The organism is Exilibacterium tricleocarpae (genome assembly GCF_007004655.1).
GTDB classification, from domain to species: Bacteria; Pseudomonadota; Gammaproteobacteria; order Pseudomonadales; family Cellvibrionaceae; genus Exilibacterium; species Exilibacterium tricleocarpae.
Genome location: NZ_ML660089.1, coordinates 359,788 through 386,149 on the forward strand (window position 1 = coordinate 359,788; position 26,362 = coordinate 386,149).

The window sequence follows — 26,362 nt, forward strand, 5'->3', positions numbered from 1 at the left end:
AGGCGCGAATCCGCGAGTTGGAGGCGCAGGTGAAACGCCTAGAAATGGGGCGGGAGATCTTAAAAAAGGCGGTTGTAGGCTCGACTTTATTCGGCAGGAGAGGAAGGCCTATCCCGTGACCTTGTTGTGCGTGCCATGAGCGTTAGCCGAAGTGGATTTAAAGGCTTTGGGGCGGGTGGCGATCGCGAGCTGAAAGCGACTAACAAAGACATTTTTGAACGTTCCCAGGACCTACGGTTCTTGACGTATGTCGAATGCCTTCAGGTCTTGGGCTTTAATATTGGGCGCCATCAGGCGAGAAACTTGATGCAGACGTTGGGACTGCGGGTATTGCCGGCGAGGCGTTTTAGAGTAGCCACCCATAGTCGCTATAACTACCCTGTGGCACCTAATCGGCTCGACAGGCTGTTTTACTTTATGGTCGAAAAATATCACTTGTCTGTGGGCCCAGGAAGGCTGGTTGTACTTGGTGGTGGTTATTGATCTGTTCTCGCGCAAAGTAGTGGGTTGGGTATCGACAAGCGCTTGACGAAGGCGTTGGTGACCAATGAGTTGACGATGGCGGTGTGGCGCATACGGCCACCGAGAGACCTGCCGCAGCACTCTGATCGCGATAGCCAGTACGCGAGCTATGCCCAGGCAGAGCTGAAAAAGCACGGCATGGTGTGTAGCATGAGTCGCAAGGGGAATTGTTGGGATAATGCCGTGGTCGAGCGCTTTTTTCGCAGCTTGAAAACGGAACGGACAAGTCATCGAGTGTATCAAGTGTGTGAAGTGGCACAACAGGACGTGATTGACTATATAGCAGTGTTTTACAACAGCCGACGACTTCATATCTACCTGGTCCATCAGAGCCCAAATGATTATGAGGCTGCCACTTTACCTAAAGCGGCTTAACTGGGTGTCCATTTGGGCTTGATAACTACAAGTATTTACTTATGTCTCAAAAAGGCGTCGTCTAAAACTATATACATTGATTGGGTAATTTGAATTAACTGGTATGAAACTAATCACCATTTTAGGGGCACGACCTCAGTTCATTAAAGCGGCTACCGTATCCAAAGCTTTCGTTAATTTCGCTAATGAACAGAACATTTATATTGATGAGATAATAGTTCATACAGGCCAGCACTACGACGGCAATATGTCCGATATCTTCTTTAAAGAATTAGGTATACCTAACCCCAAATATTTCCTAAGTGTAGGTTCTGGAACACATGGCCAGCAAACAGCAGCTATGCTTATTAAAATTGAAGAAGTTCTTCAAAAAGAAAAGCCGCAATGCGTTCTTACCTATGGAGATACTAATTCTACTTTGGCGGGAGCATTAGCAGCCTCAAAGATGAATATTCCATTGGTACATATTGAGTCAGGCTTACGGAGTTTTAATAGAAATATGCCTGAAGAGATAAATAGGGTAATTACGGATCATGTTTCGTCGCTTCTGTTATGCCCTACTAAGACAGCTACAGTAAATCTCGAAAAAGAGGGAATAAAAGATGGAGTGCGAGAAGTTGGTGACGTGATGCAAGATGCGGTGTTAGAAGCGGCAAAAGGTTTCGATAACTCAGAGGTGTTAGTCAAACACAATCTCTGTTTTGAAGAATACTTTTTGTTAACTTTGCATCGTGCGGAAAATACTAAAAATGGAGAAAACATAACCTCAATTCTAAATGAGTTAGCAGAAATAGACACTAAAGTTTTATGGCCTATTCATCCTCGGGCGCAAAGCGTAATCCAAAGTACCAATGTGAATGTTCCTAGCAGTGTTATCGTTACTAGCCCTCTGGGATATGGTGAGACTATTACACTCCTCAAAAACTCAAAGGCACTGATAACCGATTCGGGAGGAATGCAGAAAGAAGCGTATTGGTTAGGGCGCCCATGTGTAACATTAAGAGAAGAAACTGAATGGGTAGAAACAGTCGATATGGGTTGGAATCAGTTGGTTGGGGCTAACCCTGTTATGATCCGTGAGGCGCTATGCAATATAAATGTGCCTGCTGAAAGGCCTGATGCGCTTGGTAAATGTGGAGCTAGTAGGAGGTGCGTAAAGGAAATTGTAAAGTTCATTTTTTCATTGTGATCCAAAACTTCTCCGAGGGAAGCTTTGAACTATGCATCTCTGTGACGTTAGGAGTATAGATAAATGAAATTTTTTGTCTTACTGGTAAAGCGACTTTTTCGGCCCTCCAAACGAAATAACATTCGATTGATAAATCACATAGTTCAAAAGTGGTTTGGTGTGAATTCAAAGTTTCCATTGAGCGTTCACTATACGACCACGTTAGCATCACCCAGTAATATTAAGTTTAAGGGCGGAGAGAAGTTTATTTCAAGTATGGAATCCAGCGGGGGGTGCTATTTTTCTGCGGTAAATGGGATCTATTTTGGACATAATGTATTATTTGCTCCTGGGGTCAGGATTATTAGCGGTAATCATTCAATGGACATTTCTAGAGCTGCAGTTAAAAGCGATCCTGTTAAGGTGGGGGATAATGTTTGGATCGGTACGTCAGCTGTCATATTGTCTGGTGTTAGTGTCGGTGATAATGCGGTAGTTGGAGCGGGAGCAGTAGTTACTAAAAATGTTGGTGAGTATGAAATAGTTGCTGGAGTTCCAGCAGCTAAGATTGGCCAAATTTGTACTTGTGGCCTACAGATGCATGAATCAATCGGTCGATGGAGATGTTCTACATGCGATGTAGTAAATGACTTTGAAAAAAAATAGCTCACATGGATTACAGTAAGTCTGCAGTCCTTTCTAGTATAGTTTGGACATATACATATAAAATTTTTATCCAACTAGCCTCAATAGTTACACAGCTTTTGGTGATCCGCCACCTGTCTGTATCTGAATTTGGTTCTTTCAGTTTAGTTGCTAGCATAGCTACTTTGTTGGGAGCTGCAAGTGTTACTCCGATAGGGTGTGTCTTAGCAAGGTACATCCCGGAATATGCCCGTTTCGAGGACTATTTCAGAATTAAGTCGCTATTTGTATATTCCTGTTTTCTGTCTGTCGTGTCCATTTTTCTTATACTACTTCTAATAAATATTTATTCCTCAATTTTTATTGGTTTTTTAAATTTTCCGTACTTTGACGATGTGTTAATTCCCATTTGTTTTTATATAGCTTTAGCGCTGCTAAATATATTAATAGCTGCAACTCTTACTTCTATGATGCTTCACGGGAAATTGGCGAAGCTCTATATTGTTCAGTCGTTAGTTACTACGGCACTTAATTTGAGCATATTGCCGTGGATTAATTTATCACTTTTGTTGTTAGTAAGTTCTTTAGGGTTTGTAACTGTAGTAGTTCCCGGTGCAGTGATTGTTACCCGCTATATTATACGTCTAAAAAGAAGCACCGATAACATGCAATATATACAGAAGAGAAAAAGTAATCGCTTCAGAGTGTACAAGTATGGGTTTTTTAGCCTAGGTAATGAATTTGGATCAGCTGTTGTCGGTAAAGTCTCTAGCTTGATAGTTGCCTCTGCGACCTTGAACCCTATACAGGTAGGGCTACTTTCAGTGGGGTATCGACTTTATCAAATGCTGTTTCAGCTTATACCTTTAAAAGAATTAAATGCGGTGTTTAGGCCTGCAATGGTCAATCGCTTCGGGTCAGAGAAACAAGTTAGTGAAGAAGCTAATAGTATTGCAAATCTGATGACCAAAATACTGCTTTGTATTTTTGGCGTGCCTATAATCTATTTGGTTGCTTTTAGCGATATTTTTGTATCATTAATATTTGGAAGCCAGTATTCTAATTCTTGGTTAGTCGTTTCAGTGGTCCTCCTTGGGGGGTTAACGGTTTCGTTATTTTATTCTACAGGCCTGATGGCTGTAGTATTAGAACGGATCGACTTGGCAATGTACTGTAAGCTGATTGTCTTGATTACGCTCCCTTTAAGTGTCGTTTGCGCCAAGGTCTATGGTATATTAGGCATTGTTATTATTACACTTTTTGGTGACTTCGCGCGCAATTATCTCCTGTATAGATTACTTAGTGGAAAATATGGCCTGAAGATCAAATGGTATGAGCTCAAAGGAGTTGTTGTTTATTTTGGTTTGCTTGCCTTGTTTTGTATCTTATTTCGATCATTGAGTGTATACAACGTCTGGGTATTTATAGGAATTACGGGAATCTATTTTTTAATTGCTTTTGTTTTTTCTTTTGTTAGCAAGATTTTTACAGATAAAGATTCGCTATTTTTAAAGCGTTTTCTTTCAGTGTCTAGTTATGGGCAGAAAATTATTTTGTTTTTTGAGATTTTTAATGACTTTATGAATTTTTTTAGAGGAAGGTTTTAATGCAGAAAAAAATACTTGTAGATGGTTTGAGTGCGCTAACGGACGGTAATGTGGCGCTTTACTATCGATTAAAAAGATATGGATTTGATCATCTGCTCGCCTATAGAAGTGCTGATCGGCTTCCTTCTCCTGCTTTGCAAGTTCGCACAAAAAAATTTTCCGCTAACTACTTTATTGAGTTCTTTCAGTTTGTTTTTTTACTGATAAAGGAAAAGCCTGACCTTGTTGAGTTCTATCTGCATCAGTTTGGACGCTTGGGTGTTCTGTTTGAGATTTTGAAGATAGGCTCTTGTCTGTTTTTTCGTACTCCTATTACAGTCATTTGTACTGGTAGAGAGTTGTTAGACTTTGGGAGAAGTAGATTTTTAAAAGACTTATCCGTAAAGCTGGCACTTAGATGTTCAAAGAGGTTTCAAATAAAGGAAAGCTATATGCTTTCTAAACTTGATGAATTTGATATAGTGCCGAGAGAAAAAGCTAAGTTTATACACAACGGGGTATTTGAAGGCCTATCCAAATGTCAATTTAAAAAAAGCAAAGACCAGAAAGTTGTTTTGTTCTTCAACTCCTTTAAGGTCTGGAGGAATGTTGACCTTCTCGCGGAGGCTGCATTAGAGTTAGTGAGAAGACGAAATGACGTTGTTTTTCTTCTTGTAGGGGCTAGGAACCGTAATGAAGTCGATAGTGTATCTAACATAGTTCAGAGAATTTCGCCGCAGGACAGATGGCGGGTTCAAATTCACCAGATGAATGATAACAGAGAATTTTATTATGGTCTGGCGGATTTGTTTGTTCTTCCTGCTGACTTAGTTTGGTTAAATAATTCTGTATTAGAGGCTATGCTTTTGGAAGTCCCCGTCTTACTCCCTGATGTCGAATGGGTGGATAAGATAGTTGCGGATGGGGTTTCTGGCTTTGTTCATGAGCATAAAAATCTGAGTTCGCTTGTAAGTAAGATAGATTATTTTTTAGATATAGATAAACAGAGTGTTAGTGCGATAGTTTCTCGTGCCAAAGCCGAAGTTCTTGATAAATTCGGTTCAGAAAAAAGAGCATATCTGCACAGTCTTTTTTATAAAACAGTTTTCACAGACTATGAGGTGCCTTGTGGGATATTTGAAGGAGATAAAGTTAGGGTTCTCAGTCTTGATGAAATTAAAAAAGCGGTAGACGATACATAAAGCGAATAACCATTTTTTGTGCGGTTAATATTATTTAACTATATTAAAGTTAGACCAATTTTTATATAGATAAAGGCAAGCAAATACTATTCAGACATTAGAACACAATAAAGTAGAGTGGCTTATGACGTTTTATAGTAGGAGGGGGCGATGTTTAAATTGGTTTTAGTGTTACGTTACTATTGGCGGCCAAAGGCCTACCCTATAGCTGTGTAAAAAGAAGAGTCGCTGCGAGACCGATCAAGAAAATGTGGTAGAAGTCTTTTTACGAATTAAAGTTTCGTTGGTTCGTTGTCTGGTTGGAGTTTTTAGGGCCAGCGTAAAAAACTGAGATCGCAGGAAAGTGATTAAATGAAAATAGCATATCTTTCTAGCTCGACACTCCCGTCAACACAGGCAAATAGCGTGCATGTGATGAAAATGTGTTCAGCACTTGCGAGTGAGGGGCACAACGTTACCTTAGTTGGACAACAGGGGCATACAAAAAAGAACAGCAGTATTTGGTCGAATTATGGAGTTAATAGCAATTTTGGTATTAAATTTGTTAAGCGTTTTGCTGGAAAGTTAGGTAGCGTACTCTATGGTGCTGGAGTGGCTTGGTATTTAACATCTCTTAAACCAACCTTACTATACGGCAGGTGTCCGCATAGCCTATTTTTTAGCTGTGGACTTGGAATTTCTTTTATTTATGAAGCTCATTCACTCCCAGGTAATCAATTTAGATATGGGCTGGAGCGGTTGTTGTTTTTAAATCCAAATTTCAAGCGCTTAATTGTTATAAGCAATGCGCTCAAACAGGCTTATTTGGAGAAATTTTCAGTTTTAAAAGGCAAGGATATAGTTGTTGCCCATGATGGAGCAGATGTAAGTAATGTACCAGGAGGTTGTAGAACTCGTAACAATAAAAGTGCAAAACTAAAGGTGGGTTATGTCGGATCTCTCTATCCAGGAAAAGGAATGGAAGTCATTGCAAGATTAGCGAGAACAGCACCGGAGTATGAATATCACGTTGTTGGTGCTAATGGTCTTTTTGATAAATGGCGTCAGGAACTCGAAGAGAGAGTAATATTTCACGGGCAAGTGCAGGCTGCTTTAGTTCCAGAGCTTATGCAAAGTTTTGATATCCTTCTCCTACCCCCACAAAACAAAGTGGAAACAGCACAAGGTGGTGATATAGCACGCTTCATGTCCCCCCTAAAAATGTTTGAATATATGAGCGCTAGTCGCCCTATTGTTGCATCAGACTTACCTGTGATCCGTGAGGTTCTGGTCCACGAACATTCTGCCTTGCTTGTTGATCCTCGGGATATATTGGGGTGGTGTGCCGCATTAAGGAGGATATCTGACGATCCATTACTTGCAGAAAAAATGTCGAAAAATGCCTATGAAACTCTTCTTCGTTCTTACAGTTGGAGGGTAAGAGCTAAGTTGGTTATACCTTTGTTGTAATTACTTAATCATTCTTATTTTAGATTGTTAGGACTAAAGAGTTGGGAGGCTGTTTTGACTTACCTTGTGAAGAGAGCTTCTCTGGTTAATATTTTTATTGGATTTGCGGTGGCAATGTTTATATTGTCACCTTATTTTGCTATAAAAGGAGGAGTGCTGCACGGTGGCCTGATCGGTCTCTTCGCCTTGTTTTTATCAGCGCCAGGTGCCACGATCCGCTCATTACGGAATGAAAAACTGTATATAATAGGATTACTAGGGGTGGGAATAGGGTTCTATGCTATATTAATGGGCCTACTAAATGGAGCACCGGATTTCGATCATCTTAAAATTGGGTTGCAAATTCCTATCTACATAACCTTTGGTCACATCATAGGAAGAATCTGGTGGCGGGAGGGGTGTACTAACGATCAAGCTCATATACGATTAGCGAAATTCGTTTTAGCCACCGCTGTTATAAACAGCATACTGATTATATTAAGTCACTATAATTCTGAGCTTAAAGCATTTTTGGAAGGAATGCTGGCGGAGACTGGCAACATCAAACACGCAGAACATCCGTTTAGGCATCGCGGACTTGCATCGGCTGGAGGTGCTAATCTTTCTCTTTTAAACGCTTTGATGGTTTGGATTGCTCTTGTCTTATCGGCAAGAGGTGAGCTGAAGCCAATTACCTCGATACTGTTATGTACGATACTTCTTTTCGCTACCCTCTATATCGGCAGAACTGGTCTGCTTCTCGGTATAGGATTTATTTCAATTTTTCTTTTGCTACTATTTTGTATGTTAAAGAGGAGGCGGCAAATTTTATCATGGGTCCTGGTTTTTACTATTGGGGGAATAGCTCTATTTCCCTTACTAGAACAATTTGTCAGTAATACGGTGATGAAGTATTCTTTGTTTTTTCTCGAAGATGGTTTATCGAGTTTTAGAGAAGAAGGCACAACAGAGATTTTAAAAAAAATGTTGTTTCTTCCTGAGTCTTTGTGTCACTTGATAACAGGTGTTGGTGGGGTCCACAATGATCCCGCTAATAGACACTCAGACATTGGATATGTAAAAACGATATTCGCTGTTGGGATTCCTCTTGCGTTTTTTATATATATAGCAATTGCTATAGCTTTTTCCAGGCTTGTGTTAAGCAAAAACCTTGTGTTCTATTTTCTGCCTATAGTCGGGGCTTTGTTTATCGCAGAGCTTAAAGAGCCTTTTTTGTATCACGGTTATTCTTCACGGTTTATTTGGTCGCTTTTTGGTTTAAGGTTATTTTATTTGGGAACGCGTGTAGGAGTTGAACCAAGAGAAAGGTCTATTGTGTGAATGTGTGAAATTGGTAGAGCTGAGGTGCTAACGTAAGATAGCTATGTACAAAGTCATTCATTTAATAACCGGTTTATCAACTGGTGGGGCGGAGCGGGCGCTTTGCAACGTGCTCCAAGGGGGGGTAAGCAAAGATTTCGATAACCTCGTTGTTTCTCTAACAGATGAAGGGACTGTGGGTGCATCAATTAGAGCGTTAGGCGTACCGGTAGCTACTTTAGGTATGCAGAGAGGAAGACCGTCTATTTCAAGTGTATTCAAATTAAGGAATATTATCTATAAATTCCAACCTGATTTAATCCAAGGATGGATGTACCATGGTAATTTAGTGTCAACCTTTGCAAGTAAAATGGCTCGTAAGCAGACTAAAGTAGTTTGGAATATCCGACACTCAGTCTATAATATGAAGGATGAAAAACCCTCGACTAGGTTTATCATTTACTTAAACCGCCTTTTTTCCACAGTTCCTGATACGATTCTTTATAACAGTCAAACATCACGACAGCAGCATGAGGCACTTGGCTTTTCGAAGTATAAGGGGAAAGTGCTTCCCAATGGCTTTGACTTGAAGCTTTTCTCTTACTCTCATAATACACGGTCGCGTATGCGGGAAGGTTTAGGGATCCCAGCCAACTCATTTGTTGTAGGTCATGTGGCACGTTTTCACCCGATGAAGAATCACATGAGTTTTTTGAAAGTAACCACTTCCCTTGTTTCTCGTTACCCTGGCTTGTATGTTGTACTATGTGGCCGAGATGTCGTAATTGAAAATAGAGAGTTGAGTAGCTTGATCCCGGTAAGTTTAAGAAACAGATTCCGCCTGTTAGGTGAGCGTAATGACATTCCTGGTGTTATGAGCGTTATGGATATTTTTTGTCAAAGTTCTTGGTCTGAAGCGTTTCCCAATGTCCTTGGCGAGGCAATGGCCTCTAGCCTCCCTTGTGTTGCCACCGATGTTGGCGATAGTGCAAGCATCGTTGGTGACTCTGGTATAATTGTCCCACCGCGAGATGAAGCCGCTTTGGAAGCGGGCATCGAAAAGTTGCTTTTGGCTTCGGACGAAGAAAGATCCTTTTTGAAGGTTAGGGCGAAAGAGAAGATTCACAAATGCTATGCGTTGAATAATGTAGTAGTTGGTTATAAATCGCTTTATAGAGATTTACTGTAAGATTTTTTTCTTTCGCGTTTTCGCTATTTATTTGAGTAAAGTAGATCCTAGCTGGTATTGAAAAGCAGATTTAGCTGTACTATTTCGATAAAGTTTTTTTGAGAACTGTATAATTGAAAACTAAGTTAATCTTTTTTGTTACAGAAGACTGGTATTTTTGTTCTCATCGTTTGCCGATAGCCCGGGCAGCCAAAAAAAATGGTTACGATGTGATAGTGGCAACTCGCGTCCGGCAACATGGTGATGTCATAGAGAAAGAAGGTTTTCGGCTGTTGCCACTGACATTGAGTCGACGTAGCATAAATCCCCTCAGCGAACTAGCACTTCTACTTGAGATCATTCGTATATATAGGAAAGAAAAACCGGATATAGTTCACCATGTTGCTCTGAAGCCTGTTATATACGGTAGTATAGCTACAAAATTCTTGAAAAATGTGAAAGTTGTTAATGCAGTTGCGGGTCTTGGTTTTATATTTAGTTCTAATCGCCCGTTGGCTCGAATACTTAGGCCGGTAATAAAGTTTGTTTATAGTAGGCTATTTAGAAATTCCAATAGTGTCGTAATCGTCCAGAATCCAGAAGATCAACAGTTACTGCTTCAGTCTCTCTCTGTTCCGGACGCGAGAGTAAAGCTAATTAGTGGTTCCGGAGTCGATATTAAGCAATTTAAAAATCTGAGGGAGCCCAGCGGACCTATGGTGGTAACTTTGGTGTCGAGGATGTTATGGGATAAAGGTGTTGGAGAGTTTGTTAATGCAACAAAAATACTTAAAGAGAATGGCCTTAGTTTTAGGGCTCTATTAGTAGGTAAACCTGATTCTGAAAACCCAGCATCGGTTAGTCGAGAGCAGCTATTAAGGTGGCAGGAGTCGGGATTGATTGAGTGGTGCGGCCATCGGAACGACATACCGGCGGTTTGGGCGGAGTCCCATATTGCAGTTTTACCTAGCTATTACGGCGAGGGTGTTCCCAAAAGCCTTATCGAGGCTGCTGCTAGTGGTCGGGCGATCGTCACGACCGATATGCCGGGTTGTCGTGAGATAGTGAGAAATAATAGGAATGGACTTTTAGTACCCCCTCGAGATGTAGTCGCTTTAGCATCAGCCCTCGAAAAACTGATGGTAAACGAGTTTCAACGTAAAGAAATGGGAAAGTGCGGACGTCAGATAGTTGAGCAAGAGTTTTCTGAGGAGCTTGTCGTGGCCGCTTCATTAGATCTTTATAAAAGGTTGCTAAGCTAATGCGCGTGCTTGTGACAGGAGCCAATGGCTTTATCGGTAGAACTTTGTGCCAGCAGTTAGTAAAAACTGGGCTTAGAGTGAGTGCTTCAGTTCGTTCACCAGAAGGTAAACTAAGTCTTCCCGACATCACAGATTTTGTGGTGGGTGATATCACCGCCCATACTGATTGGGGTAAAGCGCTTGCTAATAATGATGCCTTGATTCATTTGGCTGCTAGAGTTCATACTATGCAGGATAGCGCTGACGACTCGCTTGACATTTTTAGGACAACAAATGTCCAGGGCACGATAAACCTAGCCAAGCAGGCAGCTAATGCAGGGATTAAACGATTTGTTTATGTTAGTAGTATTAAAGTCAACGGAGAGAGCAGTGCTACGCCATTTTCTCACAATCAGGTAGCTGCTCCCGAGGAGCCCTATGCTATATCAAAACAGGAGGCAGAAATAGGGCTTAAAGAACTATCGCAAAAGTTAGGTCTAGAAATTGTTATTATTCGGCCTCCATTAGTCTATGGTCCGGGTGTAAAGGGAAATATCCAGACATTGGCTAAAATGATTAAGAGGGGAAATCCTTTACCGTTGGGCATGGTAAACAACAGAAGAAGTCTGATTAGTGTTTATAACTTGGTGGATTTGATGAGGGTTTGCCTTACCAATCCTCATGCTGCAGGGCAGACTTTTTTGGCGTCTGACGATCGAACGATTTCGACTAAACAGCTCGTGAAATACCTTTCTAAGGGATTGCAGCGAAAAGTAGTTTTGCTACCAGTTCCTATTATAGTTTTGAAAACTTTTGCCAGCTTTTTGGGTAAGGCAGAACTTGTAAATCGACTAGCCGGTGATCTTGAGGTCGACATTTCGTATACTAAACATAAATTGGATTGGGTACCTCCCTACACAGTTGAGGAGTCATTCTCTATGATGTTCCATAATGAAGAATGTACAAAGCGGTAATGGTAGGTTAACAAGCGGAGCCCTGATAGAATCAACAGAGCGCTGTTGTAAAAACCCTATAACCTTTGACAAAAAAAACAGTGATAGTCAATTGTTTATGATGACAGATAAATCGAGCTCGCCAAACACATTTTATGCGTGAATACAATCCAGGCTCTCCGGAGCCAATTTTATCAGACCAACGGTCTGAACTATAACCGATTCGTCTATTGGTGACAGAAGCTTCACAAAAAAGTGAGATCAAGCCGACCGGGCTGGACAAACGTGGAGGCACGCAGGTTCTTTGTCGATCCAGCCAGACAGAGAGCCTCTTTCTAGCTCTACCCAGTGATTTGGTCCTTCGAGGCATTTGCTCTGACAACGTCGCCATTGTTCGAGAGTTACTGGAGAGCATCTGATGGCCCGTCATTTCAGGCCGTCACTCGGAGGGTGTCAATACGTCGGTTTAATGGCGCTTAAAGCACAAGAGGTTAATGGGCATTATTCTGAAAGTTGCATTACGTGGTCGAGATTACAAAGGTCGAAGCAAAGTTAGGATACTGTATGTTGGTTTACAATATTTTGCGCTTGATAGGGCAAAACGGGTTATTGAATCCATGCACACCGAAGCGTCAGAAAGCGAGGCAGATTTAATGTCTGTGGCGGCAATGCTTATTCGGTGTGCACAAGCCTGTCGACTGTATATTAGCAGAGGTTGCCGATCCCGACATATATTAGACGAACTTTATGAGGTCTTAACATTTGCTTAGTGTGACAACGAACAATCAGTTCATCGGCCAAGCTGTTAGGTTAGCTTTAAAGGGTAAGTTTGTTAAAATGGTATAAAAAGCACAGATCTGATTGCGCTGAAGATACTTTCACGAAAAGTGGGTTGAGGTCAGAACTCGTTGACGCAGAGTGTAGCAGCAATGTTACAAAATCACGGGCTCAGGCTAAATTGTTAACCACATAAGAGAAGAGTAATGTTTTTTAAAAGAGTTTTTTTTCCGACATGTAAATTATTGTTAAAAATAGTTCTATCCCGTTTGCCTGTGAGCTATCCAATGTGGCGTCGAATAAGTCTTTTTAGGCGTGGGCGGATGGATGAGCCAAAATGGGCTTATGATACCTTTTTGCGGCATGCTGCCTATGGTGATCTGTTACACCATAATGCCTCAGTGTGTACATTTGTTGAAAGAAAAGACAGTGCTGAATTTGAGGTACTTGAGCTTGGCCCTGGTGATTCAATCTTTACAGCGATAATAGCTAATCGTATGGGAGCATCAAAGAGTTATTTAGTAGATGTTGCTGACGCAGCTTTGTCGGGTTATGACGACTGCCGTAGAATGATCCGATATTTAGAAGATAAAGGGTTTTGTTGTGATGATCTAATAAGTCTCAAAGACAGTAAGGCGATTTATGATCGGATCGGTCTAGAGTATGCTATCAGAGGAATTGAATCGATAAAGTTAATGGAGTCGAATTCGATTGATTTTATTGTCTCTAATTCAGTGTTGGAACACTTACCCAAGAGAGAGTTTGAGGGTTATATGGAAGAACTATATCGAGTATTACGGCCTGGTGGTAAGGTTGTACATCATATAGACTTAAAAGACCATTTAGGTGGAGGGTTGTATAATTTAAGATTCAGCGAACAGGTTTGGGAGCGTCCTCTTTTTAGCCAGTCAGGTTTTTATACCAATCGCATTCGTTGTAATGCATTGATTGAGTTAATCACTGCTGTCGGATTTCACTTAGAGAAAGTTTCAGAATTTACTTGGAGTGAATTGCCTATTTCTCGCGAGTCGCTGGCTGCCCCTTTTAGATATCTATCAGAGGAAGAGTTGAAAATCAGAGGGGTCCATATTGCTCTTACTAAAAACGGGGAAGATTGTAAGTGAATACGGCTATAAAGCCATCTAACGAGAGTGTGGCTGTGCATCTGGTTGTATTCAAAATTCTATTTCGTTTCATTAAAGTCGAACAAAAAGAAATGGTACATGATAGATGCGTAAGTACCAAACCAACCTCAGGTTTGCATCTGCGCTTTGAGTGACTCACAGACTAAAGCCCTTGGCTTTGTCGGAGGATATTTACTTTGGAGCGCCGCTAATATGCGCAATTTTGTTTAAATGTTTGGTGCCACCAATTACCGGTGGCTTTCCTCGTTGCTGGTGGATTAAGTTTCGTAGCTCAATCTTATCAATTTAGAAAGGGAACGACTGTCTCAAGGTTGCGAAAGACATTTTACGTTATCAAATGAAATCTACTTAAGTCTTATATGAAAAATCACCACGAAAGTGTAAAAAATAGAAGGTTAGTTTTACGATTTCTCGATCTTGTACTTTCCCTACTGGGAATAATACTGACAATTCCAATTATGGCTGCCATCCTTGTTTTAACCTTTTTTGATAGTGGGTCTCCACTCTTTTTTCAAAAGCGACTTGGTAGGCACAAAAAGCAGTTCACACTCGTTAAATTTAGAACCATGAGAATAGGTACTCCGTCTATTGGTACTCATCTGGTTCCGGCAACCTCAACAACTAAGCTCGGGAATCTATTAAGAAAATCCAAGTTGGACGAGCTACCACAGCTCTTCAATGTGCTCTTAGGACATATGAGCCTCGTGGGACCGCGGCCAGGCCTGCCAAGCCAAATACAGTTAACTTTGGAGCGAGAAAAGAGAGGAGTATTCGATGTACGTCCTGGGATTACCGGCCTAGCTCAAGTCAAAAACATCGATATGTCAACACCAAAAAAGCTAGCAATCTATGATTCTATAATGATCACCAAATTGAACATACTGCTTTATGTTAGAATCATTTCGACAACAGCTTTGGGCAGAGGGGCGGGGGATAAAATTACGCCAACAAGGGGGCAACTTTAGAATCAAAAACACCAGACGGTAACGCTAATCCGAGTGCATGTGATGATCCAGAAATACATTGGTCTTCCAGACACCTATGGATAAACTGAACGTCAGCTTTGTAGCGAACGGTTGACTCCATCTCCGTTACAAATAGAGGAATGACCATTACTTCTGTTTAGGTAACCGGCTATGGTTATTGACGCTGGAATCCAGTATAAGAACCATATATACCCTGGTCTAGTCAATACTTGTTGACCATAAAGACTTAAAAGACCCACTCCGACGAAGAACCACACAAAAGCCATAAAGCTGTTGAGGTTGTCATTGGCGGAAACCTGTAACCAAACTATTGATAGTACCTGTCCTATCATGAGTAGTAGGGCTATGATACCGCCAAATCTGAAACTGTCTGCGAATATGTTGTGTGAGTGGGTTAGCCCTGTGTCGCTGACAGGTAGTTTGTAGGTTAGCCCTAACCCATATAGGAAGTTACCCTCCATCTGGCTTATACTTTCTTTGACTAGCGTAACCCTAATTCGGTAGCTAAACATACCGTCAAGAATCTCAATAGGTTTGAAATACCAGGTTACAATAGCAGTAATGCTGGCTACTATCAGGGAAGTTATGATTCTCGTAGAAATAGTACTTTTATACATAACCAGAACAAAGCAAACTATGGGGATTATTAGCCAGGGCCCTTTGGCCTGAGTTAAATAAATTAGTGCCACATCTAATGCTATTGCAATGGTGAGTAAGAACTTAGCGTTAATTGATTTACGTAGAGCAGTATTAAAAAAAAGAAAGCAGCAACATAATCCCAAGTGAACGGAATGAAAGGCAGCAGCTTTATTTGAATCGTTGGTTGAAAACCCCATTAATTCTTTATAAACGAATACATCACCATTGATAAAGATATGTTGAGCAATTGAAATGAAGGCCATAAAGGCTCCGCTCACCACTAGCGAGGAGGTAAGTTGTAAAAAGAAGCTGCGGTTTTGCCTGATGGTTACCCACAGAGAAAACAATAATGTAAAAAGGAACACTATTTGTTTAAGGAAGAATAAAAAACCTCGAGTGATTTCATCCTGAGATGCCCATAGGTGGCTGATACACAGGTAGACAGGTAACGCCATAAACCCTAAGAAGGCTTTACTTTTGAATGGAAAACGTCTGATCTCTAGAGGTAGTAACAGGATGCAGGGAAAGAGTATTAGCCAATAGAAAGTAGACTTCACCCAAGACACTTCAGGAAATACTAAAAAGCTGTTTGTGAATAACAGCAAGCCGGCGCAAAGAGTTTTATAGATTGCTTGCCGATATTTTTCGGCAAAATTAGTTTTGGCAGCAGTATGCATTTGCATTTACCTAATGATAACTCGTGGGGAAAGATGGTAAGCTGATATTTTATATATGTAGCAGTAGCGGATAAATTGGCATTGCACAAGATCTATCTTTAATAGTTTATGTGCGTAGCTCGGCAATTTTTGAATCACTATAGTCGACTGGTTTAGTTGTTTGTGGGTGTTCATTGCTGATCCAAACGGGATCGACGAAACCTTCTTTACTTACAAAGTCTGTTGGTGCTTCCAGCAATACAGCCTTTACGTCGTTGCATTGTAAGCCTAAACATGCAACTTCGAGTTTGGTGAGTAGTTTTTCCATCTCTTGCCATGTCAACAACTTTTCTTCCGCTCTAAGTATCCGCGGGTGTTGAGTTCCCGACACGTTGTCACCTATGAGGAGTTCTTCAAAAAGTTTTTCGCCAGGCCGTAGGCCAGAAAATTCAATTTCTATATCACCCTCTTGATGGTTTTCGTCCTTTATTTCCAGCCCTGAGAGGTGAATCATTCGTTTGGCAAGTTCAACTATTTTGACCGGTTCTCCCATATCTAATACAAAAACATCTCCGCCTCGCCCCATTGCTCCTGCTTGAATTACAAGCTCAGCTGCTTCTGGAATAGTCATAAAATATCTTATAATATCAGGGTGCGTGACCGTTACCGGGCCCCCCGTTTTAATTTGTTGTCGAAAAAGAGGCACCACTGAGCCTGAAGAACCCAGCACATTACCAAAACGCACCATAGTGAACCGAGTTTTATGCTGTCTTTGAGCTAAACCCTGTAGCACCAATTCTGCGAACCGCTTAGAAGCTCCCATTATGTTTGTGGAACGTACAGCTTTATCGGTTGAGATCAATACAAAAGACTCGACGTTTGCCTTAATTGCGGCTTCCGCGCAATACCACGTTCCAAATACGTTGTTGCGTACACCCTCGATGATATTTTGTTCAACTATGGGGACGTGTTTATATGCGGCTGCGTGATACACAGTTTGTACATCGAATGTCTGCATAATTGTCGTGATTAGCCTTTGATTTTGCACTGATCCAATAAGAGGGATTAGCTCAACAGAGTGGGGCAATTTTACGATGTGTTTCGATAGTTCCAGCTCTATTTGATACAGACTGGCCTCGCTGATTTCAAATAAGATCAGTTTCGAAGGCCGTTGTCGAATAATCTGTCTGCAAAGCTCAGAGCCTATAGACCCCCCCGCTCCAGTGACCATTACCGACTTGCCGGTAATACAGGCGTGGAGTAGCCGGGGTTCGGGTTTGATGGGATCGCGGCCAAGCAGATCTTCAATTTCAACGTCTTTAATGTCCTCAATTTTAGCTTTACCACTAAGAATGTCTTGAATCGGGGGGATTGTCTGTATACCGATTCCAAGAGGTTCAAGGGATTTAATAATTTGCGATCTGCAAGTTCTCGAAGCGGATCCCAGGGCTAGAAATACTTTGGTAATTTGGTGTAGCTTAATGAGTTTGGCTAGGTTCCTAGGTTTATGTACGGGTAAGCCTCTCAGTAGGGTTCCCTTCAGTTTTGGATTATCATCTACAAAAGCGATCACTTTATAGTGAGTATTCTGTATTGAGTTAGCGAGCTGATACCCGCTGTAGCCTGCGCCATATATTATTATATTTTCTTCAATATCTTTCCTAGCACGGCTAATAAGAGACACCGTACTTCGAATGAGCAAGCGGGGTGTGCCTACAAAGAATAGAGCTGTAAATATATATATAAAAGGCACGGATCGCGGTATGGAAGCTTTTATGAAAAAGCTACTGGCAGCTAAAACTGTTCCGGATATGCAGACACCTATGATTACGCTAATTAATGCTTGATGTGCCATGTAGCGTAAAATCGCTCTGTATAAGCCAAGCTTAATAAAAGCGACCAGGGAGACAATCAAGGTTATTCCGAGGCTCGCCATTTCTTTCTGGCCGATATCTACCCATACCGTGCCCAGTCGTAAGCATATAGATGCGTAAAGCGCTAATGCGATGGCGGTCGTATCATAAAACAAAGATAGGGCTCTTTTAGCCTTCCTTGGTGCATTTAGCAATAACCCTAACATTTACACAGTAACTCCTTTTCTTTATTTTGGGGTAACTTAGCTATTTTTAGTAGTAGTCGACTTATCTTAGTCGAAAAAGCCCGTAGTAAATGAAAAAAAATGTAGCTAATGTTTTACATAAAACTCTGCTGAGTTACCATAGCAGCCCTTTACGTGCAGGTATTAGAACGTGGTTTTGAGCGCCTGTAGAGTTTTTTGATTGGCTCTTTCAAAGTAGTTAAAGTAAACACGTTTAGTTCTACCTAGCGTGTTTGTAAATCCGGTTATGTTATATAGTTGTTCGAATACTGTCAATTCTTTTTGATTTGTAACTTATTGATTTATAGCGGAAATTTAAACTTTAGTATATCTGGCCCGTTGTTAGAGAGACTTTTCGCCGAGCCTCAGGTGGGTGGGCATTGATTCCGAAGTGCATATCTATGAGAATCACCGCTTAGTGGGCGGAGAGTATCGATTTTATTGGCTCCGTTTTAGTCAAGGGGCTGGAAGCTTTATAAACAGTGGGAAGGTTAAAATTTGAACAATATGGCTAGTCCGATTACTGAGTCAGACCCTGTGAGAGCGGCTCAGTCTGATGAGATAGATTTGCTTGGGTTATTTCGTTCCATCTGCAGAACATGGAGACACCTTTTCGCAGCGGTTATTGTTGTCTCCGTGGGTTATGCCGGATGGGTTTCTCTCAAGGTGCTCGTGCATAAACCTAGTGTCAATGTAAATAAAGCCATTAAACTGACTTTCGTTGGTGTAGAAAAGGGCATTTATCCAAATGGTGCCCCCTTTCAACTTGCGGACGTTATTGCACCTGTTATTATCCAAGAGGTCTTTGAAAGGCACAATTTGTTGGAGTCAGGTATTACCGTAGACGAGTTTCGTCGGTCCCTCAATGTCGAGCCTTATGCGCCGACTTATGCACTAATAGTTGACAGGTATAAGATGCTTTTAAGCAACTCAAAACTCACTGTACCTGAGGTTGAGGCTCTAGAAAAGCGTCTGTCTGCCGAGCTTGCCGCCGCTGTAAGTGGGGCTGCAATGCTGACTATGAGTTTAGATCGCTTTGAGGTGTCTCCAGAACGAGCGCATCAGATAGTATCAGATTTGCCTGCTACGTGGGCTCAATACTCCATAGCCAATAAGGGTGTATTACATCTTGATATCGAGCTTGCGTCGGCTAAATCTATAGATCGCGAGCTTATCAACGCTGTTGACTATATGGTAATCAGTGACCTTTTAAAGGAAAAAACTGGATTGGTAGAAACTAATATCGAACTTCTTTCTGAGTTTGATGGAGCCGCTACCCTGAAAGACCCTGATACCGGGATGGGACTTGCCGATTTGAAGCAGGCGCTAGAAGACTTGCGGCGATATGTCATCGATGATCTTATGTCGCCTATTAGGTCCTTGGGTCTTACCCGCAATCGTGACTTGTCGTTGTACTATTACGAAGACAAAAAACAACGCCTCAGTGAAGATATCCGGTTGCTGCAAAGCCAGGCCGAATTAATTAGACAGGCCTTTGAAAAATATTCGTCACAACCTTCGCCGGCGGGAACTAATTTGCCTAAAGACAGCGGCACTTTTGTGGGTGGTGGGAGTGCCCAACTGAGTGCTGGGGCCCTAGACAAAGTACTCCAGATGTCTAGTGAAGGTAAAGCGGAGGAGTATCGGCAGGAGTTAAATCGGCAGTGGCTTGAAACCAACTTAAAGGCAGCAGGGATTCAAAATCAGATCGATGAGGTAGATCGGCTTATCAAAGCACTAAACGGTGTAGGGCAGTCTGAAACATCCAAAGTTCTTAGGGACGAGTATCTGGCCAGGGCTGAGCATACGTTACCAAAAATATTAGATCGAATCTCAGATTATCTGGATATTACCCAGAATATATACCAGCAGGTCAGCAGAGAGAGTGTCGGTATCAATGGTAAACTTTACAAGCCAATTACCAACGAGCCGTTCATAAGAGCGCCCTATATTGACATCAAACGCACATTGCTTATTTGGGTAGCTCTACTCTTTATCACAGCAATTATCGTGGTGCCCACCGTCATGATTCGTCAGGCCTTGAGGAATCGGTCAATAGATTGACCAAGAACATACCTGTAATATGGTGAAGCCTGTTAGGGAGTATAGAGGTACTGGCTTATGCATCCACAAAAACAGCCTAGTCTACAGTACCCTATTAGCCCCCAAACGGAAGATGAGATTGATTTAGTAGCCCTGCTTGGTGTCATTTGGCAGGGCAAGTGGATTCTGTTGGCTTTAGTGACATTCTGCCTCCTGGCCTCCTTCGTTTACCTTGAATTAACGCCAAAGCAGTACCAAGTTTCGGAAAACCTATACCCTCTCGATGCTATTCAAATGGCGCCTGTAGCCCCGGGAAACGGGGGGAAGGAATTGGGCTATGGCGTCAATATTCAAGACCCAAATATATTCTTTCGCTCAGCTTTAGATAGTTTGGGAAGCCTTGAGCTTCAAAAACAATTCTGGAAAAGCCAGTTCGTCCTTGATGATGCAACCCCTCTGGAGGATGCATCTCTGGACGATTTTCTGAGGTTTAGACATTCCCTGGACTTATCCCCGCCTCAACAGGATAGACCTGCGAGTCTCAGTATTAGGGGAAATACCCCCGCTTTGATTGCTGACCGCCTAACAGCATTTCTGAACTACGTATCCACTGAAGTAGCAGTAAAATCTATCTCCAAATTGCTAAGAGCTATTGATGTCAGTATTGAACGCATTGATCTAGCCATTCTCCAAGCCCGCACCAAAGCCGACGCCGAAATCAGCGATCAAATTGTGGACGTGCGTGAAGCTCTTGAAATCGCCACCTCCCTGGGGATCGAGGAGCCTGAGTTTAGCCGTTTAGCCAACGTAGAGATCACCCTGTTTAACAGCCGACAATATCTTCTGGGAACAAAAGCCCTAAAGTCAGAGCTGCAGGCACTGGAGCGCCGACGCAACCAAGACGCTTTCGTGCCCAGTCTACGAGAATTGCAGGACGCCAAAGCCTCTTTGCTGGCTGATCGAGAGCGCATCAGCCGCAATGTGGCAGATTTTCGCCCATTCACTTACTCCGATTCCATCAGCCCTCCGCTTCAGCCCATCGGCCCAAAAAGCACGCTGATATTGGCAATGGCTGTCGTCTTCGGCCTTATTCTAGGCTTAGTCGCCATCTTTATCCGGCATGGAATTCAAAGCTACAAGGCGAGAGAAGCGGCTATCGTTGCCTCCGAAAATTAAACTTGCGATCCCCCATATTCATTGCTAAAGTTCGCCACCCTAAGCACCAGGCACGTAGCTCAGTTGGTTAGAGCACCACCTTGACATGGTGGGGGTCGTTGGTTCGAATCCAATCGTGCCTACCAATTTCCTTCAAAATCATAGACTTAAGCTTTGGGGTCCGGGTGATTCCGGGCCTTATGTAGAAATAACCCTGAGCCAATTGGCAAGTGCTGATTCCTCAAGCCTTCCTTGAGCAACCCTGCGGATCATATCGCCAGCCTCTATGGTTTCATAAGTTAGTTCAATGTTGTTCAAGTAAAGGCAGGTATCCATAGATGCAAAGGCCGTGCGTTTATTTGCATCATTGAAAACGTGACCGACGGCAATGTAAGTGCCATAACAGGCAGCCAGCTCAAAAACATCTGCCACCATGCCGTAGCAGATCCGGTTTTCGATTCGGGCTACTACTGCCTCTATGGACTTGTCCTTGGCTAATCCCTGCAGCTCGTGGGGGTTAATGACCTCTTCGTGAATATCGATAACATCTGCAGCCGTTAAATACCGCAATGTTATTTATCCTCCAAGTACTTCAGCACTGAGGCTATTGCCGGTTTGCGCTTTTTGATAGTGGCCTTCGCTTCACCGGCGCCTGTAGATTCAAAGGACAGCTTTTCGACAGCCTCTACTGGCACGAAATAGCCAACCACCCGATTTCGATTGAGCACGGCAACCGGCTCGCCTCCTGCACTGTCGATCACTTTGCTGGGATCGCGAAATTCTGTAATGGATGCGGTTTTATTGGTCAGTAAACTCTGCATGGGGTGTGTTACCTGGGTTAGGGGTCATAATTTGAGATGAATATAGCATTTAAATGTATATTTGACTATGTGCTTAAATGAAGAAAAAATTCATGCCTCCAGCCCTTGATGAGACGCACTTTCAGGTTGTGGTATTGGAGTTGCGTATTCCGGCGAAGATGAACACCCATTCCGGAAAAATCGGCAAAGTGTTCACCATGGGCCGGAATGCGTGTTCACGTTGAGTCGGAGTGGGTGTTCACGTTGCGCCGGAATAGCTGTTCGGCTTCGGCCGGAATATGCAGGAGTGTGTGGACCATATGACCAGGCGTTGACAGGCAGTCTTTTACTGTGGACCCGGGGTTGCTCACTGGCGTAGTTGCCCATGATACCGGCCAGAGCCCATAAGAAGTCCGTTATTTTTACTGTTGTGCAATAGTAGAGTTACCCTTTTTCGTTCAACAACGACTGTATAGCACCAGGAATCCCAGCATCGTCCCAGTCAATACAGCCAGGAGAGATTTGGGCCAGATCCAGCCCCGCGTGCACGGTAACGGGCCGCGCTTTTTCATGTCCCTTGACATAGCTATCTGTCGTCGCCTGTTTGGCATGCCCGGCCAGTGCCATTATGTACTCGATTGAGTAACCCGCCTTAAAGTACAGCAAAATACCCAGCGCCCGAATGTCGTGAAAGGTTGGCCGTTCAGCTTTATTGACAATGTAATCATAGGCGCCGGACTTATCGCGGTATTTAGTGAACTGCCTGGAAAGATAAGCTGGGAGTACTGCGCAAGGGTGCGGTTTGCTCGCCAATTGGGACTGGCGCTGCCTTTGCGGTCGGTAATGAATCAGGTAGGGGCAGGACACACCACTGTCCAGGCATTCGCTGATGGCCTGCCAAAGTGTGCCGGTGGCCGAGATTTCGATATAAACAGGCCTCTTATAGCGCCTGGTCTTTTGTTGCAGAATTTCAATAGTCTGCTTTTCTTTAGAAATCTGTTTCCTGCAATCAATTTCGACCAGATCGGTGCGCCGCTGCAGGGAATAGAGCGCCACGTTAATTGCTCTTTGCAACCATGTGGGGCTTGCTGCTCGCACCGCCATAAGCCCCTCGAGGGTATGACGCCGACGTCTTCTGTCTTCCGGTTCTCTGGTTTCCAACTCGGCTGCCGGATTGTGTTTGATCCAACCCTTGTTAACAGCATACCGAAACAGGTCGCGCAGTAACGGGCCGTGTTTAGCCTGGACGTGCCCGGTTTTCCCTTCGAGAAACTCAGCCAGGTCGAGAGTCTCGATACTTTGTATATCCCTATTGATCCAGGTTTGCTTGTATTCTTCCAATTTGTACCGCTTTTCTTCAGTTGTGCGAGCGGAGATTTTTCCCCTGCGGTGTTTTTCCGCGATACGATCCGTGTAGAACTTATCGATAACTGTTGCCAAGAGTGGATTTTTCCTTGAACCAGGCGTTTTCAGAGGGAATGCTTCTTGGTTGTACCGTCCGATAAACTGTTGGTCCAATTTGCTGGCAGCCTTTGAGGCCTCCTGGCGATCGGTGCCCAAAGGTATTCTCTCGCCGGTTGGTAATAGGTAGTAATAGGCGGTGTTGCTGGTGCCACTTTCGGACTGAATGGTTTGTATGTTGACTGACAAATCCTTGTCCGGCGGATGTTGTTTTGACATGCAGGGTAGTTGTCCTTAACTACGATGACTTTGGGCTTGGTGCCCCTCGATGATTTCCTACTAAACCATTGGTTTGAAACGAGTTTAAGTCCGTTGCTGCTCCAAGTCTAGCCACTGCCACACACTCAGTCTATAATCCGGCCCCTTTGGAACTGACGCAATACACCCCAATCACGTGACCTTTCGTAGGGGTCACCACTGAAAATTAAGGAACACCCATGCCTGTAATCTCGCTCCCCGATGGTTCTCAACGCATTTTCGACCACCCTGTTTCCGTCCTCGATGTCGCGGCCGACATAGGCCCCGGGCTTGCCAAAGCGGCCCTGGCCGGCGTCGTTGATGGCAAAGAAGTCGATGCCTCCTATACGATCGAACAAGACGCCCAGTTAGCCATCCTGACCGATAAATCCCCCGAGGGTATCGAGGTCATACGCCACTCCACTGCCCATTTGCTGGCCCAGGCCGTCAAGCAACTGTTTCCCGATGCCCAGGTGACTATAGGCCCTACCATCGAGGATGGGTTTTACTATGATTTTGCCTACGAGCGACCCTTTACCCAGGAAGACTTGACGGCTATTGAAAAGAAAATGGAGGTGCTGGCCAGGGCCGACTATCCGGTAACCCGGCGGGTGCTGTCGCGGGACGATGCCGCCGCCTATTTCCGGGGTATCGGCGAGGCGTACAAGGCGGAAATCATAGAGAGTATCCCCGCCGATGAAGAGCTCTCTCTCTACAAGCAGGGGGACTTTGAAGACCTCTGCCGCGGCCCCCATGTGCCCTCTACCGGCAAGCTGAAGTTTTTCAAACTGATGAAGGTGGCCGGCGCCTACTGGCGCGGCGATGCCCGCAACGAAATGCTGCAGCGTATATACGGCACCGCCTGGGCCAGCAAGAAAGACCTAAAAGCCTACCTACATCGCCTCGAAGAGGCGGAAAAGCGCGATCATCGCAAACTGGGCAAGAAATTCGACCTGTTCCACCTGCAGGACGAAGCCCCGGGCATGATCTTCTGGCATCCCAAAGGCTGGACGATTTACAAGACGATCGAAACCTACATGCGCCGCCAGCAGGAACTGCACGGCTACCAGGAGATTCGCACACCCCAGGTGGTCGATTTGAGCCTTTGGGAGCGGTCCGGCCACGCCGACAAGTTCGGCGACGATATGTTTATGCTGGATGCCGACGGGCGAACCTTCGCCGTCAAACCCATGAACTGCCCCTGCCATGTGCAGGTGTTCAACCAGGGCCTGCGCAGCTATCGCGATCTGCCCCTGCGGCTGGCGGAGTTCGGTTCTTGTCACCGCAATGAGCCCTCGGGTTCGCTGCACGGCATTATGCGCGTGCGCGGCTTTGTCCAGGATGATGCCCATATCTTCTGCACCGAAGAGCAGATTCAGTCGGAAGTGGCCGCCTTTATCGATTTTCTCCACCAGGTCTATCGCGATTTCGGTTTTGAGGGGCTGATTTACAAGCTGTCGACCCGACCGGAACAGCGGGTCGGCTCCGACCAGGACTGGGATCGCGCGGAGCAGGCGCTGGCCGATGCGCTAAATGCCAAAGACCTGCCCTGGGATGAGCTGCCGGGAGAGGGAGCCTTCTACGGACCTAAAGTCGAGTTCTCGCTCAAGGATTGCCTTGGTCGGGTCTGGCAGTGCGGCACTATCCAGGTGGATTTCTCCATGCCCGGCCGCCTCGATGCACAGTATGTCGCCGAGGACGGGTCTCGGCAGGTGCCGGTGATGCTGCACCGCGCTATCCTGGGCTCATTTGAACGTTTTATCGGTATTCTGACAGAGCAATATGAGGGGGCCTTTCCCACCTGGCTGGCACCGCAACAGGCCGTAGTCATGAATATCACCGACAACCAGGCTGAATACGCCCGCAGTGTGGAAAAAACATTGGTAAACAAAGGCTTCCGGGCGATTGCTGATGTCAGAAATGAAAAGGTCGGCTTCAAGATTCGCGAGCACACCTTACAGAAACTTCCCTACCTGTTGGTGGTAGGCGACAAGGAGCTGGACAGCGGCACAGTGTCGGTCAGGAGTCTCTCCGGTGACAACCTGGGTTCAATGTCCGTTGACGCCTTCGCTCAGCATTTAGCGGCCGAGGTGGAGCAGAAGCGGGCAGTGCCCTATGATCCGAAAGGGTCTTGAGCGATTGGTCGCGGAGAACGATGGTTTAAATAGCCTGTGATCCGTTGGCCGCGGGCGAATCGGTCCTTTAAATAGCGGCCCAAGGCAAGAAATAACGACCCCAGGCAAGGAAGCCAAATCATGTCCAAGTCTGATAGACTTAAGGCCGAAATTGCGTTCCACGAAAAAATGTTTTTCGCAGCCCTGGCAGTCTTCGTTGCTTTGATAGCCTGGGCAGTCGAGAACTATCAGGCAGTTAACGGGTGGATTTTGGCCACGGCGGCCGCGGGATCGACACTGGCGATTGGTTTCGGGCTTTGGAACTATCGGCAAATCCAGGCTTTGTTGAAGGAGTTGAGCGATGCTTAATGCAGCGTTGTTAGGCGTTATGTTAATTAGCTTTCTAGGGTTTATGGGCTTTCTGGCTTACGATGCCTACAAATCCTATCAAAAGACCTTATCACGGCAGAAGCACCAATAGAATTGGTTTATTGTTGGCGTTGATCTGCTAACTGCCCGCTGACCTGGCGGCGCCCTGCCCAGATTTAATCCCGGCACTCACCTCGAGAACTAATCAGCCGATGTTCGAGTACCTTGTCATGTGAACACACCTCCCGCCCCGCAAGGCGCATTTTGCGCCAAT

Annotated in this window: 21 protein-coding genes and 1 tRNA gene; 17 read left to right on the forward strand and 5 right to left on the reverse strand. The window is 44.1% G+C overall.

Annotated elements, in window-relative coordinates:
* Nucleotides 1–507 precede the first annotated feature (507 nt).
* The 12 genes from FKG94_RS06095 to FKG94_RS06150 all read left to right on the forward strand — a co-directional run bounded on the left by FKG94_RS06095 (nt 508) and on the right by FKG94_RS06150 (nt 14,495).
* A complete protein-coding gene (locus tag FKG94_RS06095) occupies nt 508–897 on the forward strand; it encodes an IS3 family transposase (protein WP_142903305.1) in 390 nt (129 codons plus the stop codon).
* A 103-nt stretch (nt 898–1,000) separates the two neighbouring features.
* Nucleotides 1,001–2,086 (forward strand): non-hydrolyzing UDP-N-acetylglucosamine 2-epimerase, encoded by a 1,086-nt coding sequence (gene wecB / locus FKG94_RS06100; protein WP_142903306.1) that lies wholly within the window; start codon nt 1,001–1,003, stop codon nt 2,084–2,086.
* A 63-nt stretch (nt 2,087–2,149) separates the two neighbouring features.
* On the forward strand, nt 2,150–2,731 hold the full coding sequence (locus FKG94_RS29340; RefSeq protein ID WP_142903307.1) for an acyltransferase: 582 nt from the start codon (nt 2,150–2,152) through the stop codon (nt 2,729–2,731).
* Between the two features lie 5 nt (nt 2,732–2,736).
* Nucleotides 2,737–4,317, forward strand: a complete 1,581-nt coding sequence (locus FKG94_RS06110) for a lipopolysaccharide biosynthesis protein (RefSeq protein WP_142903308.1) — start codon at nt 2,737–2,739, stop codon at nt 4,315–4,317.
* Nucleotides 4,317–5,498, forward strand: coding sequence for a glycosyltransferase family 4 protein (locus FKG94_RS06115; protein ID WP_142903309.1), 1,182 nt, complete (start codon nt 4,317–4,319; stop codon nt 5,496–5,498). Before FKG94_RS06110 ends, FKG94_RS06115 begins: the two co-directional genes overlap by 1 nt.
* A gap of 351 nt (nt 5,499–5,849) precedes the next feature.
* Nucleotides 5,850–6,947, forward strand: coding sequence for a glycosyltransferase family 4 protein (locus FKG94_RS06120; protein WP_142903310.1), 1,098 nt, complete (start codon nt 5,850–5,852; stop codon nt 6,945–6,947).
* 54 nt (nt 6,948–7,001) lie between these two features.
* Nucleotides 7,002–8,267 (forward strand): hypothetical protein, encoded by a 1,266-nt coding sequence (locus tag FKG94_RS06125; protein ID WP_142903311.1) that lies wholly within the window; start codon nt 7,002–7,004, stop codon nt 8,265–8,267.
* 43 nt (nt 8,268–8,310) lie between these two features.
* The gene (locus FKG94_RS06130) at nt 8,311–9,435 is read left to right on the forward strand and encodes a glycosyltransferase family 4 protein (RefSeq protein ID WP_142903312.1); all 1,125 of its coding nucleotides are present in this window, start codon (nt 8,311–8,313) and stop codon (nt 9,433–9,435) included.
* Between the two features lie 113 nt (nt 9,436–9,548).
* Nucleotides 9,549–10,676, forward strand: a complete 1,128-nt coding sequence (locus FKG94_RS06135) for a glycosyltransferase family 4 protein (protein WP_142903313.1) — start codon at nt 9,549–9,551, stop codon at nt 10,674–10,676.
* Nucleotides 10,676–11,629, forward strand: coding sequence for a UDP-glucose 4-epimerase family protein (locus tag FKG94_RS06140; protein WP_142903314.1), 954 nt, complete (start codon nt 10,676–10,678; stop codon nt 11,627–11,629). Before FKG94_RS06135 ends, FKG94_RS06140 begins: the two co-directional genes overlap by 1 nt.
* Nucleotides 11,630–12,708: 1,079 nt before the next feature.
* Nucleotides 12,709–13,509, forward strand: coding sequence for a class I SAM-dependent methyltransferase (locus FKG94_RS06145; RefSeq protein WP_179957505.1), 801 nt, complete (start codon nt 12,709–12,711; stop codon nt 13,507–13,509).
* Nucleotides 13,510–13,889: 380 nt separating this feature from the next.
* Nucleotides 13,890–14,495, forward strand: coding sequence for a sugar transferase (locus FKG94_RS06150; RefSeq protein WP_142903316.1), 606 nt, complete (start codon nt 13,890–13,892; stop codon nt 14,493–14,495).
* A gap of 92 nt (nt 14,496–14,587) precedes the next feature.
* On the opposite strand, the gene FKG94_RS06155 is transcribed toward FKG94_RS06150, so the two are convergent.
* Nucleotides 14,588–15,832: an O-antigen ligase family protein gene (locus FKG94_RS06155; protein ID WP_142903317.1), complete on the reverse strand. Its 1,245-nt coding sequence runs from the start codon at nt 15,830–15,832 to the stop codon at nt 14,588–14,590.
* A 106-nt stretch (nt 15,833–15,938) separates the two neighbouring features.
* Nucleotides 15,939–17,891 carry a nucleoside-diphosphate sugar epimerase/dehydratase gene (locus tag FKG94_RS06160; protein ID WP_142903318.1) on the reverse strand — a complete coding sequence of 651 codons (1,953 nt, stop codon included), beginning with the start codon at nt 17,889–17,891 and terminating at the stop codon, nt 15,939–15,941.
* Between the two features lie 516 nt (nt 17,892–18,407).
* Between FKG94_RS06160 and FKG94_RS06165 the strand changes: the two genes are divergently transcribed.
* From FKG94_RS06165 to FKG94_RS06175, 3 genes are all read left to right on the forward strand, one after another.
* Nucleotides 18,408–19,973 (forward strand): hypothetical protein, encoded by a 1,566-nt coding sequence (locus FKG94_RS06165; protein WP_142903319.1) that lies wholly within the window; start codon nt 18,408–18,410, stop codon nt 19,971–19,973.
* A 57-nt stretch (nt 19,974–20,030) separates the two neighbouring features.
* The gene (locus tag FKG94_RS06170; RefSeq protein ID WP_142903320.1) at nt 20,031–21,128 is read left to right on the forward strand and encodes a Wzz/FepE/Etk N-terminal domain-containing protein; all 1,098 of its coding nucleotides are present in this window, start codon (nt 20,031–20,033) and stop codon (nt 21,126–21,128) included.
* Between the two features lie 48 nt (nt 21,129–21,176).
* Nucleotides 21,177–21,253, forward strand: a tRNA-Val gene (locus tag FKG94_RS06175).
* A 52-nt stretch (nt 21,254–21,305) separates the two neighbouring features.
* On the opposite strand, the gene FKG94_RS06180 is transcribed toward FKG94_RS06175, so the two are convergent.
* The 3 genes from FKG94_RS06180 to FKG94_RS06190 form a co-directional block, all read right to left on the reverse strand.
* The gene (locus FKG94_RS06180) at nt 21,306–21,677 is read right to left on the reverse strand and encodes a type II toxin-antitoxin system death-on-curing family toxin (RefSeq protein WP_218943450.1); all 372 of its coding nucleotides are present in this window, start codon (nt 21,675–21,677) and stop codon (nt 21,306–21,308) included.
* Between the two features lie 2 nt (nt 21,678–21,679).
* Nucleotides 21,680–21,928 carry a type II toxin-antitoxin system Phd/YefM family antitoxin gene (locus tag FKG94_RS29435; protein ID WP_142903322.1) on the reverse strand — a complete coding sequence of 83 codons (249 nt, stop codon included), beginning with the start codon at nt 21,926–21,928 and terminating at the stop codon, nt 21,680–21,682.
* A 423-nt stretch (nt 21,929–22,351) separates the two neighbouring features.
* Nucleotides 22,352–23,587 (reverse strand): tyrosine-type recombinase/integrase, encoded by a 1,236-nt coding sequence (locus FKG94_RS06190; RefSeq protein WP_142903323.1) that lies wholly within the window; start codon nt 23,585–23,587, stop codon nt 22,352–22,354.
* A 218-nt stretch (nt 23,588–23,805) separates the two neighbouring features.
* On the opposite strand from FKG94_RS06190, the gene thrS reads away from it, so the two are divergent.
* Both thrS and FKG94_RS06200 read left to right on the forward strand, forming a co-directional pair.
* Nucleotides 23,806–25,740 carry a threonine--tRNA ligase gene (gene thrS / locus FKG94_RS06195; RefSeq protein ID WP_142903324.1) on the forward strand — a complete coding sequence of 645 codons (1,935 nt, stop codon included), beginning with the start codon at nt 23,806–23,808 and terminating at the stop codon, nt 25,738–25,740.
* Between the two features lie 120 nt (nt 25,741–25,860).
* Nucleotides 25,861–26,088: a hypothetical protein gene (locus FKG94_RS06200; protein WP_142903325.1), complete on the forward strand. Its 228-nt coding sequence runs from the start codon at nt 25,861–25,863 to the stop codon at nt 26,086–26,088.
* The last annotated feature ends 274 nt before the right edge of the window (nt 26,089–26,362 follow it).